This window comes from Enterococcus sp. RTP21361st1_A6_RTP21361_211029, from assembly GCF_040910045.1.
Classification (GTDB): domain Bacteria; phylum Bacillota; class Bacilli; order Lactobacillales; family Enterococcaceae; genus Enterococcus_D; species Enterococcus_D gallinarum.
Map to the genome: position 1 here is coordinate 1 of NZ_JBDGBK010000070.1, position 16,864 is coordinate 16,864.

General features: G+C 40.5%; 13 protein-coding genes and 1 pseudogene. 1 reads left to right on the plus strand and 13 read right to left on the minus strand.

From position 1 onward, the window contains the following. The 5 genes and pseudogenes from AB5Z52_RS12000 to kdpA all read right to left on the minus strand — a co-directional run. On the minus strand, positions 1-349 hold a 349-nt coding region (locus AB5Z52_RS12000; protein ID WP_368266930.1), incomplete at its 3' end, for a response regulator transcription factor. Between the two features lie 15 nt (positions 350-364). Continuing rightward, a complete protein-coding gene (locus tag AB5Z52_RS12005; protein WP_288551449.1) occupies positions 365-2,941 on the minus strand; it encodes a sensor histidine kinase KdpD in 2,577 nt (858 codons plus the stop codon). Between the two features lie 25 nt (positions 2,942-2,966). After that, positions 2,967-3,488: a potassium-transporting ATPase subunit C gene (locus tag AB5Z52_RS12010; protein WP_288551450.1), complete on the minus strand. Its 522-nt coding sequence runs from the start codon at positions 3,486-3,488 to the stop codon at positions 2,967-2,969. 24 nt (positions 3,489-3,512) lie between these two features. Further along, positions 3,513-5,552 (minus strand): annotated as a pseudogene (gene kdpB / locus AB5Z52_RS12015) (potassium-transporting ATPase subunit KdpB); the annotation flags it as partial. 7 nt (positions 5,553-5,559) lie between these two features. Continuing rightward, positions 5,560-7,236, minus strand: coding sequence for a potassium-transporting ATPase subunit KdpA (gene kdpA, locus AB5Z52_RS12020; protein ID WP_368243318.1), 1,677 nt, complete (start codon positions 7,234-7,236; stop codon positions 5,560-5,562). Positions 7,237-7,516: 280 nt separating this feature from the next. Here kdpA and AB5Z52_RS12025 point away from each other — a divergent pair, with 280 nt between their 5' ends. After that, positions 7,517-8,056 carry a VanZ family protein gene (locus AB5Z52_RS12025; protein ID WP_288551451.1) on the plus strand — a complete coding sequence of 180 codons (540 nt, stop codon included), beginning with the start codon at positions 7,517-7,519 and terminating at the stop codon, positions 8,054-8,056. A gap of 131 nt (positions 8,057-8,187) precedes the next feature. Here AB5Z52_RS12025 and AB5Z52_RS12030 read toward each other — a convergent pair whose 3' ends face one another. The 8 genes from AB5Z52_RS12030 to AB5Z52_RS12065 all read right to left on the minus strand — a co-directional run bounded on the left by AB5Z52_RS12030 (position 8,188) and on the right by AB5Z52_RS12065 (position 16,737). Further along, a complete protein-coding gene (locus tag AB5Z52_RS12030) occupies positions 8,188-8,559 on the minus strand; it encodes a YccF domain-containing protein (protein ID WP_003125563.1) in 372 nt (123 codons plus the stop codon). 102 nt (positions 8,560-8,661) lie between these two features. Next, complete coding sequence (locus tag AB5Z52_RS12035) at positions 8,662-9,702, minus strand: DUF1002 domain-containing protein (RefSeq protein WP_005470496.1); 1,041 nt, start codon at positions 9,700-9,702, stop codon at positions 8,662-8,664. A gap of 648 nt (positions 9,703-10,350) precedes the next feature. After that, positions 10,351-11,346, minus strand: a complete 996-nt coding sequence (locus AB5Z52_RS12040) for an SIS domain-containing protein (protein WP_288551452.1) — start codon at positions 11,344-11,346, stop codon at positions 10,351-10,353. A gap of 13 nt (positions 11,347-11,359) precedes the next feature. After that, positions 11,360-12,187, minus strand: coding sequence for a PTS system mannose/fructose/sorbose family transporter subunit IID (locus tag AB5Z52_RS12045; RefSeq protein ID WP_005470494.1), 828 nt, complete (start codon positions 12,185-12,187; stop codon positions 11,360-11,362). Beyond that, complete coding sequence (locus tag AB5Z52_RS12050) at positions 12,174-12,950, minus strand: PTS sugar transporter subunit IIC (protein ID WP_117474458.1); 777 nt, start codon at positions 12,948-12,950, stop codon at positions 12,174-12,176. Before AB5Z52_RS12050 ends, AB5Z52_RS12045 begins: the two co-directional genes overlap by 14 nt. Before the next feature lie 16 nt (positions 12,951-12,966). Beyond that, the gene (locus AB5Z52_RS12055; RefSeq protein WP_003125555.1) at positions 12,967-13,449 is read right to left on the minus strand and encodes a PTS sugar transporter subunit IIB; all 483 of its coding nucleotides are present in this window, start codon (positions 13,447-13,449) and stop codon (positions 12,967-12,969) included. A 10-nt stretch (positions 13,450-13,459) separates the two neighbouring features. After that, positions 13,460-13,879, minus strand: coding sequence for a PTS sugar transporter subunit IIA (locus tag AB5Z52_RS12060; protein WP_005470492.1), 420 nt, complete (start codon positions 13,877-13,879; stop codon positions 13,460-13,462). An 83-nt stretch (positions 13,880-13,962) separates the two neighbouring features. Continuing rightward, positions 13,963-16,737: a sigma 54-interacting transcriptional regulator gene (locus AB5Z52_RS12065; RefSeq protein WP_288551453.1), complete on the minus strand. Its 2,775-nt coding sequence runs from the start codon at positions 16,735-16,737 to the stop codon at positions 13,963-13,965. Positions 16,738-16,864: the final 127 nt, after the last annotated feature.

Below are 16,864 nucleotides of genomic sequence, written 5' to 3' on the forward strand. Positions count from 1 at the left end.
ATGCTGTGCGGATCCTTGCAAGCAATTCATTCATACCAAATGGCTTGGTCACATAATCATCCGCACCAAGATCCAACGCTTTGACTTTCTCGCTTTCATTGCTGCGAGCTGAAATTACGATCAATGGCACCGCCATCCGTTTGCGAATGATTTTCAATAACTCCATGCCGTCAATATCGGGTAGTCCTAGGTCAAGTAAAATCAAGTCAAAGGATTGTTCCTGAAAAATCGTCAGAGCAGCCATTCCAGTCTCTGCTACTCGAATATGATACCTTTCTTTTTCTAAAACGACTTCCATAAAATCGGCGATCGTCGGATCGTCTTCAATCAGCAAGACAGTTCTTCCCATGATGCCCACCTCCAGTTAATTCAAATAAATGCGTACGACCGTTTGACCATCTGCTACGGCCATCTCCAACTTGCCATGATGGGCATGAACAATGGTTTTGACGATACTCAAGCCGATGCCGAGACCATTTTTTGAGTCTACCGGCACTTCATTGTCTGAAGACAGATTTGATTGGATCCGTTCAAACTGCTTCATCGATATTTCTCCGGTATTTTTTATTTCACATACCGTTTTCGCTCCTTCTTGAAAGACAGACAAGTAAACTTTTCCCGAATCTGAACCATGACGAAAGGCATTTTCTACCAAATTAAAAATTGCTTGTTCCATCAAAATCGGATCTACCTCCACGAACAGGACCGATTCCGGCAGCTGAACGATCAACTCTTTTTCCGGATAGACTTTTTTGGCATGTTCATAGACTGCACCAATGATTTCTTCAATTGGTTCTGCGGTTTTCTTGACTTGCATCGTGTCCATGTTGATGCGAGTGATCGAAAGCAAATTCTCCACCATGCGGATCAGCCATTGAGACTCACTTTGAATGTCTGTCAATAACTTGCTGCGAGTCGCTTCTTTCAAGGAATCATTGTTTTGTAAGAGTGTTTCAGCAATTCCTGAAATCGCCGTTAAAGGTGTCCGTAAATCATGAGAGATGGCCCGCAACAAATTGCTGCGAACTTTTTCTCGTTCATTTTCTAATTCAATTTTTTCTTTTTCATCCTTCAATTCTGTTTGTTCTAAAATCACAGCTAACTGGGTCAACACTAAGCGCAGATAATTTAGTTGGCTGTTCTCAAGTGGAAAATTACGGCTTCTGCGAATGCCTAAAACGGCCAATGTTTTGCTATTGGCAATAATCGGTAAATAAAATCCCTTTGCACCACTTAATGTATCGGTCCCATAGCCAGACTCTTTCTGATTTTTGGCAGACCAATAAGCAACAGCCGCTTCTTCCGGATGACTCAATGCGGATTGTTTTTTTGCACCATATTGGCTTTGTTTTTGCGCTTGTGCATCATACAAAATCACTTCGCGATCTAACAAGCGGGCCAGATAGGTGGCTGACAAATCAAAAATCTGCTGCCGGTCTTCTGCTAGAACAAATTGCTTGTTCAACTCATAAAGTATTTCCATCTGCTGTTCTTTTTCCATTGAATGAACAGCTTGTTTTTTTAAACGAACCATTAGATTACTGATCATTAGTGCGACAAGCAGCATGATGACTAACGTAATCGGATAACCTTGTTTATAGACGGTCAAGGAGTACAGTGGTTCAACGAAGAACCAGTTGAAGGCTAGGACGCTCAGGATCGAAGAAAGAGCGCTCCAGAAATAGCCCGAAGTTAGCCGCGCCACAAGTAGAATAAAAAAGATATAGACGAGCATCAAATTCTGATCACCGAAATGCAAATACTGCATCACTTCAGTGGTCACAGTCGCTAAGAAAACACTGATCAGGGCAATCGCTAGATCCTTTCCCCCTCCTTCAATGACTTTCTTGGAAAGAGAAAAAATAGAAGCACGCTCTTCTTTGTAAGGAATCAGATGAATCTCAGTGTCAGGCAACCGTTTCAGTAGCCGCACATCAAGTTCTTCCACAAACAGTTTCTCATACCATGGCTTGGCCAGGTTTTTACCCATGATGATGTCGGTGGCTCCCACCAGCTTGGCATATTCGATGATTGTTTCAAAATAATTGTCTTCTTCAATGACAACGACTTCCGCGCCTAACTTTTCGGCTAATGTCGTTGCTTCATTTTTTTCTTCCGAACGTATGTAAAGCACAGTCCATTCAGCACCTAGGCCTTGCGCTAATCGCGCTGTCCAACGAATACTTTTTTCTGCCATTTTAGGGAATGCATCCTGGACAATCGTGATCAGTTTGCTCTGGATTCCATTGGTTCGGCCACTGATTCGATTGATGTGGTCAGAAGCCCGCTGAATCGCCAATCCCCGCAGTTGTTCCAGTTTTTTGGGAATAAAAAAATTCTGCAACGCTCGCTTGGCATTTTCGTTGGCATAGATTTTTCCTTGTGCCAACCGATCGATCAGCTCATCTGGCTCGACATCGATCACTTTCAATGTTGCTTGTTGGAAGAATGTATCTGGGACCGTCTCTTTGACTTCGATCCCAGTTACTTCTTCTACAATATCATTCAAGCTTTCAATGTGTTGGACATTGACCGTCGTATGCACATCAATACCGGCATTTAAAAGTTCTTCAATGTCTTGATACCTCTTGCGATTTCTTGATCCTTCAGCGTTCGTATGGGCCAACTCATCGATTAAGACAATCGCAGGCTGCTGCTGAATGATCGCATCGATATCTGGTTCAGTCAACGTGATCCCTTTGTATTGGATTTCTTTCAACGGAATCTGCGGCAAACCAGCCAGCAGACTATTGGTATCTGGACGATCATGGGGTTCGATGTAACCTATCACCACATCTTTGCCGAGGGCTTTTAGTTCCTGTGCTTCTAAAAGCATGGCGTAAGTTTTTCCTACTCCTGCAGCAAAGCCAAAGTACACCCGCAGCCGGCCTTTTTTTCGATTTTCTGCTTTCAATGTATCTACTGATGTTGGTCTATCCATGTTTGCCTCTCCCATCAACAATCACTTACAGTTTATCTAATGCTAAATTCAGTTCAAGCACATTGACAAATGTTCGATCAGAAAACCAATCTTTTTGTGTCTTTTCTTTTATTATAGCACGAATGGCTGTTTCCTTCTGTTGACGTTCTTTGGCGATGCGAGGTACTTGTATCTCGGCTGCAGCGACACTAATATGCGGATCTAATCCGCTGGCTGATGCAGTCACCAGATCAACCGGTACCTCTGTGATTTGATTTTCTCTTTGAAGCGCCGTCTTTCTGTCGGATACCAGTCCCTCTTGTTCCGCAGAGACCGGAGACAATTGGGAGACCGCATTGCTTCTGCCAGCAAAGTAGCCTGGTTGCAGGAACTGCTGACCAATCAGTGTTGAACCAACTACTTCTCCCTCTACCATTCGTTGACTACCATTGGCTTGGTTGGAAAATAGCAATTGACCGACACCAGTGATCACAGCAGTATACACCCCGCCAAAAAACAAAATACTAAACACCAAGAAACGCAATTGAGTCCCTAGAATCTTTTTCATTTCTGCATCCTTCTTTCAATTTATTCATAGTAGGAAAAAGCTTAGCACGATATCGATCAATTTGATAAAAATGAAAGGTGCGATCAATCCGCCTAGTCCATATACCAGTAAATTGTGGCGCAAAATTTGGCTGGCTGGTTTTTCTTTGTATTTGACTCCTTTTAGAGCTAATGGAATCAAAGCAACGATAATGACCGCATTGTAAATCACGGCTGACAAGATCGCCGTCAGTGGACTACCTAACTGCATCACGTTCAATTGCGCCAGTTCAGGATAGATGCCATAAAAAAGAACAGGGATCACGGCGAAATATTTCGCCACATCATTGGCAATGCTGAACGTCGTCAATGCACCACGAGTCATCAACAGCTGTTTACCGATTCGTACGACCTGCAGCAATTTGGTTGGACTGGAATCCAGATCGATCATATTGCCAGCCTCTTTGGCAGCCTGTGTTCTAGTGTTCATAGCCATTGCCACATCTGCTTGAGCCAATGCTGGTGCATCGTTGGTTCCGTCGCCGGTCATGGCAACTAAGTGTCCCTTTTCTTGGTATTGACGAATCAATTCCATTTTGTTTTCTGGCGTTGCTTCAGCGAGAAAGTCATCGACTCCCGCTTCTGCTGCAATCGCTGCTGCGGTCAACGGGTTGTCTCCTGTGATCATGATAGTTTTGATACCCATTTTCCGCATATCGGCAAAATTTTCCTGTACACCGTTTTTGACGATGTCCTTCAAATAGATGACCCCCATGACTTGGTCATTTTTGACAACTACCAACGGGGTACCCCCAGAGTGCGCCACTTTGGCTACGATTTGGTCACACTGTGGTGGGTAGGTACCGCCACGAGCGAGCACATATTTCTTGATCGTATCCGCCGCACCTTTACGAATTTGATCGCCACGATAATCCATGCCGCTCATCCGTGTTTTGGCACTAAAATCGATAAATTTCACTTCGGATTGTTCAAAAGCGCGTTCTCGAATCCCAAATTTTTCTTTGGCTAGAATAACAATACTGCGGCCTTCTGCCGTTTCGTCAGCTAATGAGGAAAGCTGCGCGGCATCTGCTAATTGTTCTTCACTAATACCGGCTACAGGTAGAAAGGCACTTGCCCGACGATTTCCCAGTGTAATGGTTCCTGTTTTATCCAATAACAAAATATCGACATCACCAGCCGCTTCGATGGCACGACCGCTCATGGCAATAACATTTTCTTTCGTCAGACGGCTCATTCCAGCAATCCCGATCGAAGAGATCAGTGCACCGATGGTCGTTGGGGCTAGACAAACGAGCAATGCAATAATCACGATACTAGAAAGCGCGGTTCCTTTTTGCGAAAGAATACTACTTAATTCCGTAAATGGGACTAATGTTACTGCCACCGCTAAAAAGATGATCGTCAATGTGATCAGAAAAATCTGCAGCCCAATTTCATTAGGCGTTTTTTTGCGTTGTGTCCCTTCTACCATTGAAATCATTTTATCCAAAAACGAATGTCCATTTTCAGACGTCACTCGAATGACCAAGCAATCGGAAACCACCGTTGTCCCGCCAGTGACTGCACTGCGGTCTCCACCTGATTCTCGAATTACTGGCGCTGATTCACCCGTAATGGCACTTTCATCTACCGAGGCAGCACCTTCAATGACGTCGCCGTCTGCCGGAATCTGTTGTCCAGAAACGACATAAACCAAGTCACCTTTTTTCAAATCTGATGACTTCATTTCGATGAACTGCTCTGATTGGATATCCTGTAAATCATTGATTTTGTAAGTCATGACGTCTTTTTTGGCTTGTTTTAAGCTATCTGCCTGAGCTTTCCCACGACCTTCCGCGACCGCTTCAGCAAAATTTGCGAACAGCAATGTGAGCCAAAGTAAGCTGGTGATCGTGATGGTAAACCACAATGGAATGTCAGATTGTTCAAAGCAGAGAACCGTCGCTGCGATGGCACCAATATAAACCACGAACATCACTGGATTTTTTATTTGTTGCCGCGGATCTAGTTTGAGAAATGCTTGCTTGATTGCCCAGCGATATATCTTTTTCATTTTATTCTTCTCCTTTTTATTTCAGTGTAAGAAAATCTGCGATCGGACCTAATGCCAATGCAGGTAGAAAACTTAATGCCCCGATCACTAAAATCACAATCATCAACATCGTGACGAATGTCGGATTGACGGTAGAAAGAGTACCGTCATTCACAGCTACTTTCTTCTTGCGTCCCATGTTTTCAGCCAAAAATAAAACGGCGATGATCGGAATATACCGAGAGAAAAGCATGAGTCCACTACCTAAGACATTCAAGAATGGGGTATCTGCTAACAACCCATTAAATGCACTTCCGTTGTTATTAGCCAATGATGTTGCTCCGTATAACAGCTCACTAAATCCGTGAGCCCCTTTGTTGGTCAACCATTCCAAAATATCCGGGTGCATCGCAAGCGCCATCGCCCCAAACAGCGTCAGCAGAAGCGGCGTCAAAATGACTAAACTTGCCATTTTGATATCAAAGGCTTCGATTTTCTTGCCTAAATATTCTGGTGTGCGTCCAACAAGCAGTCCGGCAATGAACACTGCTAAAAGCAGAAATGCTAACATCCCATAAAGCCCGCTACCGACACCACCAAAAATGATTTCCCCTAGTTGCATGAGAAACATCGGCACTGCACCGCCTAATGGAGTGAAGCTATCCAACATCGCGTTGACCGATCCATTGGAAGCTGCCGTGGTACTGACTGCCCACAAACTTGACCAGCCAATCCCAAAGCGAATTTCTTTGCCTTCCATATTGGCTGAACCAACGACATCGTTGAAAATCGGTCCATAGTTTTCACTGATCAATACACCTAAAAAAGCGGCAAATAGGAAGAACAGCGAAACAAATAAAATCGTTCGTCCTTGTTTCCAGTCTTTTACCCAAAAGCCAAAAGCAAAAATCAGCGCAGCTGGTAAAAGGAGAATGGCTAAATTCTCGATAAAGTTTGAAAAAATCGTCGGATTCTCAGATGGATAGGCCGAATTGGCCCCAAAAAAGCCGCCACCGTTCGTCCCTAACTGTTTGATAGCCACCTGACTAGCAACAGGGCCAAGATATAACCAAAGATTTTCTCCTTCCAAACTGTTGTAGGCCATTCCGCTACTGAAGGTTTGAACGACTCCTTGAGAGATCAATAAAATCGCAATGATCGTGGACAGTGGTAATAGGATATACAATAATCCGCGAACCATGTCTTGCCAAAAATTGCCTAAATAGGATTCTTTTTTCTGAACCAATCCACGAATGAATGCACAAAGAACAGCCAATCCAACTGCCGCCGACAAGAAATTTTGGACAGTCAAACCAAAGACTTGTGTACTATTGGATAGTGCCAACTCGCCAGAATATGCTTGCCAGTTCGTATTAGTGATAAAGCTGACAGCTGTATTAAGTGCTAAATCAAAAGACAGATTATCAACCTTTGCTCCACCCGGCAGCCAACCTTGAACCATTAAAAGTACCGTCAAAAACAGCAGCGAACTGATTCCTAGCCCTAATACACTGATCAAATAACGTTTTGCGGACATTTTTCGCTGACTTTCTGAACCGATCAACCGATAGAAACCCCGCTCGATCGGTTGGATAAAGCGGACGAAACGGGGCGTCTCCCCCGTCATGATCATCTTGATATAAAACCCTAAAGGGGCTGCTAAAATCAGTAATACAAAAAAGAAAAACAGCCCTTGAAAAACAAAGCTCATCATAACTCTTCCCCCTTGAACAGAAACCAAAATAGATAAAGCATCAATCCAAAACTCAAACATCCTAAAAGTAGTAACATCTTCTTCCTCTCCTTTGATCTTATCTTAAAAAAAATGTTGTAAAGATAGTATCAAGGTTCGCTGGATTTCTTTATATCTTCTTTATACGATGAGCTGTAACACAATCTGTCTGTTTACAGCGAATTAGCGGATTTATCTTCTTGCCCACCCTGTTATATTTGGTTATACTTGTCTCACTTAATCTAGAGAGGAGCAATCAATAATGCAGTTTACGATCTCGGGTCTGGTCTTAATCCCGTTATTTCTTGTTACTTGCTATTTGATTCTGCGTTACAATGCTGCTCAGCTTTCACTTTTTCAAAAAATAACGGTTGGAGCCTTTGTTTTCTATAATTTCGCTGTCCTTTACTTGACTTTTTTCCCTTTTCAAATCCAAACAGGGCTCTATGCCAATCAATCCGATTGGCTTAGTCGCATCAACTTCTCCTTAGCAGCAGATCTTTCGATACTCCCTAATCTCATTATGTTGGCGCCATTAGCTGTTTTTTATTATTTGATGGCTAACAAAACTTCTATTTTTCGAGCTGTTCTGCTGGAATTTTCGGTCAGCTTTAGTATCGAAGTACTGCAGTTTTTAAGCAATTATTTCCTAGGCGGCTGGCGAGGGGCAGATGTCGTGGATTTGATTGCAAATACCGTTGGGGCATTACTTGGTTATTTACTCAGTCGCTTTCTTTTCACTGTGCTGCCTGAGCGATCCTTTCTTAGAAAATTTATGCTTCATTCCCCTAGTGAGTCGTAAATCAACTATCGGAGCAAGCAAAAAAGAGCCCGTCAAAAGGCTCTTTTTCGTATCTGTCTATTCGAAAAGAAAATCTTGCAGTTTTATTAGATGGGTATTGCTGTTGCCGGAAATCAAGCAGATCACTTTGTTTAGCGATTTGTTGAAACGATCGTGGCACCAAAAGGCATCAATGCTAGACCCGCTAGTTTCAGCGACTGTTTCGCAAAAGGAATCCCAATAATCGTAATCGTTAAGAGAATGGCACTCATCAGATGAGCGATTGCCAAAGGTATTCCTGAAAAAATCAGCCACAGGATATTCAATAGCAAAGAAACCCCTGAACCACTATAGACAACTTCTTTTCCAAAAGGAGCCAATGATAAAGAAGCGAATTTAAAACACTGCAAACCAATCGGGATACCGATGATCGTCACACACCACAGACAACCGGCCAAAAACCACGAAATTGCACCAAGCAATCCACCAAAAATCATCCAAATCAGGTTTCCTAAACAACTCATACTCATCACATTCCTTTCCTTTGAAAAAAGCGGCCATCATAGATGACGACCGCCTTGCATTATCCTTCGTTCGTTTTTGATTACATTCATTTAGCCAACTGCTTATTCGTTAGAATTTCCGCCAAATACACCCGTGATCGAAGACCAAAGTCCACTGAAGAAGTTTTTAACATTTTCCCATAGTCCTTTGGATTTTTCTTCAATTTGTTTGCGGGCTTCTGAAAGATCCAACTCTTTGACAAAATCTTCAAAAATATTTTTGTCTTTCATGTCGCTCATCAATGTTGTCAATTCAGTAACTTGATCCGAAGTCACGATTCCCTCTAAACCATTGTCTTTCAATGCTTTTTCAACAGTTGCTTGAATATCGGATTGGGTCAATTCTGAGCCATCAGCTGTTTGGGCAGCTAGCTCTGTTTTCGCTTGTTCTTGTGCAGCATTCAGAGCTTCATCAGAATAGCCTTCTTTGTCTTTGTTTTCTTCTGTAATGGTTGATAAGACATCCATTTCATCTTGCGCAACACTGACACGATCTTGATTGATGATGCCGCCGGATTCTTCAACGATTTTGTAGACTCCTGCCAATGCCCCAGAACCGTCAATCGGTACAGCAGAAGCTACTGTTAGCTTAGCATCTGTGATCCCAGCAGTCAGTGCGGCATTTTGGTATTGTGCGGCAGTGATGCGGGTGATATTTTTAGGTGTCGCAATATCCACCGTGATTCCTTCGCCACTATCAAGGGTCTGCATGCGGACAGAACTATACACCGCCCAATCTTTAGTAAAGCCACCATCAGGGATATATTTCATTAAATCGGAACCTGAAGTCGTATAGATCGGTGTTTCTCCTTTGATCCCCAGTTGATCCAGGGTATAGTTTTCTTGCTCTTTTGTTAATGCATTACCAATGGCTACCGCATTGATCTGCAATTTTTCTTTACTATCCGTCGTAGAAGTCGCAGTTTCTGAGCTTGCTGTCTCTGAAGCTGCCGAAGACGAGGTTTCGATCGTTTGTGAGATTGCTGAGCGCCCTTCACTTGAAGTTGATTCTTCAGCAAATGCTAATGGTGCGGCAACTAAAACTTGGCTAGAAACCAAGAGAGTGGCTAAAATCATTTGTTTTTTTCTGATATTTTTTTTCATAGTATCCTCCATCTAACTATTTTCCTGTTTCTATTATTGTACTATAAGAGATACGTTTCGACCTACGGCTAGGGTCGGATTTGAAGGAAAATTTATGATCTACTTGTTTAATGAATCGAAAGGAATGTTTTTTTATCAGAAAAAATAGCCGGTTGAAAGGGAATCGTACTATCCATTGAACAATACAGCAGGGTCTAAATTCTAGTCTACGTTATAAAAATTATTTTCTTGTTCACTTCAACTTTTTTCTTTAATTCATATTTACATTCAATATTCAGAAAATACTGGCATTATAGGTAAAAAGAACTAGATAGATTATTATTCGAACTAAACCTTACAAAGTGGCAAAATTTATTTTACTACAGATAAGCAACTGAAAAGAGAATAAATCTAGAACCTTAATATTCAAAAAGACTTTGACATAGGTCTGATACTACTTTATTTCATATTAATCGTAAATCGTACCGTCTTATTTATCCGTATATATCTTTTTTTGTAAATTCACTCTGCTCTTACTTAAATAGATTGTAAATTAATCCAAAACGAATACGAGAGTGGAGCAATAATCAGATTTTCTTTTGACTATTGCTCCACTCTGGTATTTTTTATTACTAATTAATATTTCTCTGAAATATGTTACTCAAAAAATTAGTAATCTAAGGCCTTATAATATCGACGGATATCTAAAGGATGCTTGCGAACATTTTCTAAATGCACACTTAGTCTCATAAATGCTGATCTCATTACAATTGGCGATAGTATCCATCTAAACTTGTCACTTATTCCTACAAGTTCAAAGTCTTTTGTGTCAAAAACTGTCACTTTATTACTTACTCGATGAACAAAATTTTCTACACGATCCATTTGACCACGTGTTTTATCTTCTCCTTTAAGTAAAACAACAGGGATTTCTCTATCTATTACTTCCAATGTGCCGTGGAAAAAATCTGCCGCAGAGATTGGTCTTGTTGGCATCCATTGCATTTCTTCCATTATGCACATACCATAGCATACTGCCCAAGACTCTAAATTTCCTGAGCCAATTAGATAAGTGAGTGGTTCGTTCCAATACTTTTCTGCGTAATTTTCCATTGATTTATCTGCTTTTTTATACACATTGACAATATTGGAAGGCATAGATTTTAATTCATCCATAAACTTCTCATACTCTTCAAATTGTCCAGCTTTGTTCATAAATCTTAATAGTACACTATACCACCAGTAGTATTCAGCTCCAAAAGTATTCGCTAAATAATCTACTTTTTCTGCTAAAGGTGTATTTAACTGCTCTACATATCCTATGACTTTAGCTCCAACTTCATGAGCGATATCAATTGCTTTTTCCACTTCCACTGTATGCCCTGACAATGAAGCTATTACAACAACCGAATCTTTCGTAAAATTAGCATTTCCTTCATAAACAAAGTCTTGTGCGTTTTCCAGATATATTGGCAGCTGGCATCCCAATTGTTTTACTGTATGAACTACTTGATCTGCATACAAATAAGTTCCACCAATTCCTAGCAGGAAAATATTCTTATATCCATTATCGACGATTTCATCAACAATCTTTTCAACTTTCTTTACAAGATCAACCCCATTTTGATGTTCTTGGTAAATTCTTTCTTCATTAAAATTTAACATTGTCTTACTCTCCTTAGTTTAAAATTCCAAATTGGGCACAAATGATCCCAAAAATAGCTGTTCCTATAATCATCCATAAAACGTTTACTTTTTTCTTCAACAAATAATAGTAAAATCCAGTAATTCCTAAACTTAGCATTCCTGGTAAAATTCCATCAAGAATTTCTTGAAATCTAGTGGCCGACTCACCCTCTCCAATAGTCAATGGGGTTTGCACAACAACTAATTCATTTGTCATACCTCCAATCACCATAACTCCTAAAATTGCTGCTGCGAGCATGAACTTACTCATTAAGCCAGTTTTCTGAATTTTTTCTAAATAATTAGCTCCGAGTTCATAACCTTTGAATGAGCAGAAATAGCGCAAAATAAAAGCTGGTACATTAAATATGATTAAAAACAAAATTGGGCCTAGGATATTTCCTTGAGCAGCTAAAGAAGCTCCAATGCCGACTGCTAGTATACGAAGGGTTCCTAACATAATCGAATCTCCAATACCACTTAGAGGTCCCATTAGAGCTGCTTTAACAGCATTAATCGATGATGTATCAAAATCAGGATTTGTAGCATTCATTTCTTCCATAGCTAATGTTACTCCGCCTACAAAAGGTGAGATATGTGAGGTGATATTGAAAAACTCTAGATGCCTTTTTAATGCTTGAGCTAAACCATCTTTATCATCCTTGTAGATTTTTCTTAAACCTGAACTGATCATGGAACAAAAACCCATATGCATTTGTCGCTCATAATGCCAAGAAAATTCCATTGATAAAGAACGCCAAAACATTTTTCTAAGGTCTTTTTTAGTAATTACTCTATTTGTTTCATTAGAAGTCATCATCAATATCCTCACTTCCTTCAGCAAAAGCTACATCTGAATTTTTGCTTGTTGTAAAATTGATTTTCACAAAAATTGTAATTAACCCTATAATAGCTATACCCACTACTGGAATCTGGAAATAAGCGGATAACACAAATCCTAGAAAAAAGAACGGAACTACTTCTTTATTCATAACCATTCTAGCTAACATAGCAAAACCAATAGCTGGAAGCATACCGGTGGCAATAGATAGACCATCTGTAATTACTGAAGGTATAGCATTCACTACAGCCCCCATTTTTGAACTACCTAAAGAAAAACCTAAAAAGGTAATAATAAACAAAACTGTACAAGTAATAAATCCAGTAATCATATGAATCGCAGTCACTTTTGAAGCCTCACCTTTTTCTGCATAGTTATCTGCAACTTTGGCCATAAAAGGACGAACTAAAGTAAAAATAAAGTTATCAACTACTTGTGCCAATAGTGCTATTGGAAATGCCATAGTAAAAGCAATATCTGCACCTTTACCAACTGTTATCGCAAAAGCTGTACCTAATACACCACCTACAATTACATTCGGCGGAATATAAGCACCTACAGAGACCTGCCCCAAAAATGCTAACTCAAGTGTAGCTCCAATTGTTATTCCTAGTTGTAAATCTCCTAAAACTAGCCCAACTAATGGTCCTAATACAATGGGGCGTTGAATCATGTTTGTCCCTGTTGCTAAATCACACTTCCCTATAAAAGCAATACACCCCAATAAAAAAGCTTGTAGCATAAGTTTATTCTCCTTTCTAATTTATATTTTTCAAAATTGATACTGCCCTTATCGCTTTTTCGCCTGGAACCATCCGAATCTCTACATTCACTCCTAATTTGTCTAATTCTTTTATTATTTCTATTTCTGCCATTGTTATATTTACAGACTTAGAAATATTTTGTGTTCCATTTGTTGCCTTGGTTCCACCTAGATTAATTTCTTTTATATTTGGACAATTTTTGGCTAAGTTAAATGCGTCTTTAATTGATTCCACAACAATAAAGAGCTTATATTTATCTGTTACACCACTGTTGATAGCGTTAATAGAATCCTCAATATTCTTAATAACTAATTTTACTCCTTGAGGTTTCGCTAACTTTATGGTGGTTTTTCTGAGGTCATTTGTCGGCACATCATCATTGGCGATCAAGATACAATCTGCCCCTAAGCTTTGCGTCCAAGAAAATGCAACTTGTCCATGTAAGAGTCGGTGATCGACTCGTGTCAAAATAATCATGTCGTTCCTCCTAAAATTCTTCTTCTTCGATTTCTTTTGCTACACTCTCATTGCAGAACTGGATCATATCTTTCGAATTAGCCAACGTTTGGTGGATCGTTTCTGAGATGGCACCTCCTCCTTGAAGTTGTGTTGTCAATTCAATCAACAATGGCAAATTCAATCCTGCGATCAAGTAGAAATTCGGTTGTTGGATATAACGTAAAAATTCATTGTTCACACTGCCACCGAAAATATCTGTGATAACGATCATTTCGTGCTGTTTATAGGTTTCCATCAGTGTATCTATAGTTGCTGTTAGATCGAATGCTTCTTGAACATAACAATCAATGGCAATGACTGATTGTTTTTTTCCACAAATAAGTTCTAAAGAATGCAAGATTCCTGATGCAAATTTACCGTGTGATGCTAAAATAATGATTTGCTCCACTGCTTTCACCTCTCTTTGCGCCAAGTTACACTTTATTAAACGCAAAAAGCGTGCCAAAAACAGTGGCACGCTTTCCTTATCGATTAAAAATCCGCTTCAACCATTGAAGAATCAGTGTTTCCAAATAAAACATCATAGATATAGCAAACTTCAGATTCTGGTATCGCGACACTGTAAACCTTTTCAATGACACTAAACGCCTTTTTGATCTCTTTCAGCTGTTTTTCATGACACTGAAGCAGTGTGTCGCTGGCATGATAATTCTCAATGGCTTCATTTCGAATCAGTCGTTCGATCAAACAACTTGTATGGACAAACAACGCAAGCTTGCGGTCATTAGTGATTCTTTGCTGCCATATACGTTCCAGATTCCCCACAAAGAATTCCATTTGAGAAATCACTTTCTCTGTATCTAGAATCGTCACAGATTGAATCACTCGATCCAGCGAAAAGTTTCTTACTAATTGATTGTTCACATACGCAATCATCTCTTCATCCAATTCTTCTTTCAGCCAACTTAATAGCACTGCTGTACCTGCGCCAGAAATCAGTTCTTCTAAAGAAATAAAAGGAGCCAGCTCTTGACGAGGTTTGTTGGTTCCTACAACACCAACAATGTCATACGATGTCAAAGCCTGTTTGACATGTTCCCTATTTTCCAACTGATTGAACTCATAAGGGAGAATTCGAATCTGTAAATGATCTGGAATGCTCTTTTCTAATAAATTTGAGATTTGAACCGCAGTTCCAATCCCTGTTGAACACGTTGTGATGACAACTTTCTCTTTTTTCGTTTGCGGAAGAATAATCTCCCATTCATTTTGACTGTAGGCATTTACCCGTTCTGGAATTTCCCTCAGCGAAACATTTTGCTGGATACATTCCCCCACAGCGATGGCTACACTTGTCGTTACATTGTTCATCATGACGATTGGAACCGTCAATTCTGGAATATACTGATAGATTTCTTTCAACGAACCCATGTCGAACAAGACCACTAGTCCATTAGATACATCATTTTTTTGAATATATGCGGTGACCCTTTCTGCAATTTGCTTGGGCGTGACATCTAATGGCATATCGAAAGACTGAAAAACCGATTCATTCAACAAACGATTCGCTACATTCGCAATGCTGCTGGCAGTTGCGTAGCCATGAGCCACGATGATACTTCTCGGAAGCAATGAATCTTTGGTATACCCCATATCGTTGATATAGAGTGTAAAGATAATGCGATCCATACTGGTTAACTCGATATCCAATGCTTTTTGTACTAGCCCTAACAGATTTTCGGTGTAGCGATCACTTGTCGAATAATGCTTTTTAACGCTCTTCAGTAGGTTCTCTGTCAATAAAAGTTTGTCTTGATCATCCGGCAGCCACTCCACATTTCGCCGCAGCCATAAATAATAACTGATCGTATAAACCATGCTGCCGTTAAAGCTGATTTGGAAGGAATGTTCAATCTGTTCCATCATTCGCTGGACATGCTCGGTCACAAAAATCATCGTCCGCTGCTTTTGTTCTTGCTTATGATCAAACAATAAATTTTCGAATAGTCTTTCAATCACTTTAGAAATAGGATCAGCTGCAGCTGTAAAATCCTGTCCTGCCTGGACATAATTGAGCAGGATCTGTTCATATGTTTGAATGATCTTTTGTTGTTCTGGCTCACTTTCGGCAGTCAGCTGCTGGATTTGCGTTTGCCCATCGATAAGAATCGATTGCGTCGTCGCTGACTCATTGGGTTCATCTGTCAATTGCAGTAAATGTTCTGGTAAATGATAGACCGTGACTGCTATTTTTTTGGCTTTCCGCTTTAGACTAGCAGTATAGCTTTTGGCAGTAATAATCTTGATCGTACTTTTCAATTCACCGACATTCCCAGAAAAATGACTCGTCGTTAACATTTCGATCACTTGAGGTGAGAGTTCTAACGGCAAACCGATGCGCTTTTGCTCTTCAAAAAATGCTTGCAAGATCAGTTGCTTCCGTTCAGAAATCGTTCGTTCTTCCAAAGCAGGCAATGTCGCTTGGATCGGGATTCGCCGCAAAAAAGTTGTTAGAAAAGTTTGTTTCAAATCTTCTGTCGTTGCAAACACCAACCGACAATCCACCGTGACTGGTCGTCTTGTATCCCCCATTCGATAGATGACACCTTGATCCAGAAAAGTGAATAATTTTTCCTGTCCTTCAGCATTCAACCGATGAACTTCATCGAGAAACAAGACACCGCCATCTGCTGCTTCAAAAGCACCAGCACGATCTTCCTCTGCGCCGGTAAAAGCCCCTTTGACATGTCCAAATAAATTACTAGTCAATAGCTCTTGGTTGTTGGCGTACTGTGCGCAATTGATGGTGATCAAAGGCGCATCGACCTCCAATAATTCATTGGCCACACAATAGTGATGGAACATTTTTACCAGAAAACTCTTCCCCGTCCCACTTTCCCCCGTCAGTAAGAAGGGAAGCCCACCATTTGGATAGAAGGCGGCCATCTTGATCTGTTCAATGACTTCTGCCAGACTGCCTTTGCTGCCGATCACACTGGAAAAGAAATCTTCTTTTTGATCAAAAAAAGGTTTTTCCGCCGCAACAGCAGCCAGACTCTCGTATACGTTTTGTGTTAAGGGGTAGTTTTGGCTCTCAAATGCCTGCTTATGAAAAAAATAAACGGGTCGGGTCGCAATTTTCACTAAACGACCTTCTTCCGTTAGCTGATTCAAATAGTGACTGATCGTGTTTCTCTTGACTGAAAACTTCTCGGCAATATCTTTCGCTGTAAAGATATCGCTTACATTTTCTGCAGAGAAAAAAGCCGTCTGGTTTTGCAAGTAAGCAAGTAATTGTTCTTTCATCGCTGTTCTCCTTGTCCTCTTTCTCCGTTTATCATAGCTTACGATTCTTAAAAAGCCAAGAGGAGTCAATGCGTTTCCTAATTCATAAATTCTTTTACGAACAGTCGATTCAGAGAAAAAATTGTTA

What these genes read in the sequence shown, in the direction of transcription:
- AB5Z52_RS12005 (WP_288551449.1), bottom strand. Translation starts at nt 2,941, where the DNA reads ATGGATAGACCAACATCAGTAGATACATTGAAAGCAGAAAATCGAAAA.
- AB5Z52_RS12010 (WP_288551450.1), bottom strand. Translation starts at nt 3,488, where the DNA reads ATGAAAAAGATTCTAGGGACTCAATTGCGTTTCTTGGTGTTTAGTATT.
- kdpA (WP_368243318.1), bottom strand. Translation starts at nt 7,236, where the DNA reads ATGATGAGCTTTGTTTTTCAAGGGCTGTTTTTCTTTTTTGTATTACTG.
- AB5Z52_RS12025 (WP_288551451.1), top strand. Translation starts at nt 7,517, where the DNA reads ATGCAGTTTACGATCTCGGGTCTGGTCTTAATCCCGTTATTTCTTGTT.
- AB5Z52_RS12030 (WP_003125563.1), bottom strand. Translation starts at nt 8,559, where the DNA reads ATGAGTTGTTTAGGAAACCTGATTTGGATGATTTTTGGTGGATTGCTT.
- AB5Z52_RS12035 (WP_005470496.1), bottom strand. Translation starts at nt 9,702, where the DNA reads ATGAAAAAAAATATCAGAAAAAAACAAATGATTTTAGCCACTCTCTTG.
- AB5Z52_RS12040 (WP_288551452.1), bottom strand. Translation starts at nt 11,346, where the DNA reads ATGTTAAATTTTAATGAAGAAAGAATTTACCAAGAACATCAAAATGGG.
- AB5Z52_RS12045 (WP_005470494.1), bottom strand. Translation starts at nt 12,187, where the DNA reads ATGATGACTTCTAATGAAACAAATAGAGTAATTACTAAAAAAGACCTT.
- AB5Z52_RS12050 (WP_117474458.1), bottom strand. Translation starts at nt 12,950, where the DNA reads ATGCTACAAGCTTTTTTATTGGGGTGTATTGCTTTTATAGGGAAGTGT.
- AB5Z52_RS12055 (WP_003125555.1), bottom strand. Translation starts at nt 13,449, where the DNA reads ATGATTATTTTGACACGAGTCGATCACCGACTCTTACATGGACAAGTT.
- AB5Z52_RS12065 (WP_288551453.1), bottom strand. Translation starts at nt 16,737, where the DNA reads ATGAAAGAACAATTACTTGCTTACTTGCAAAACCAGACGGCTTTTTTC.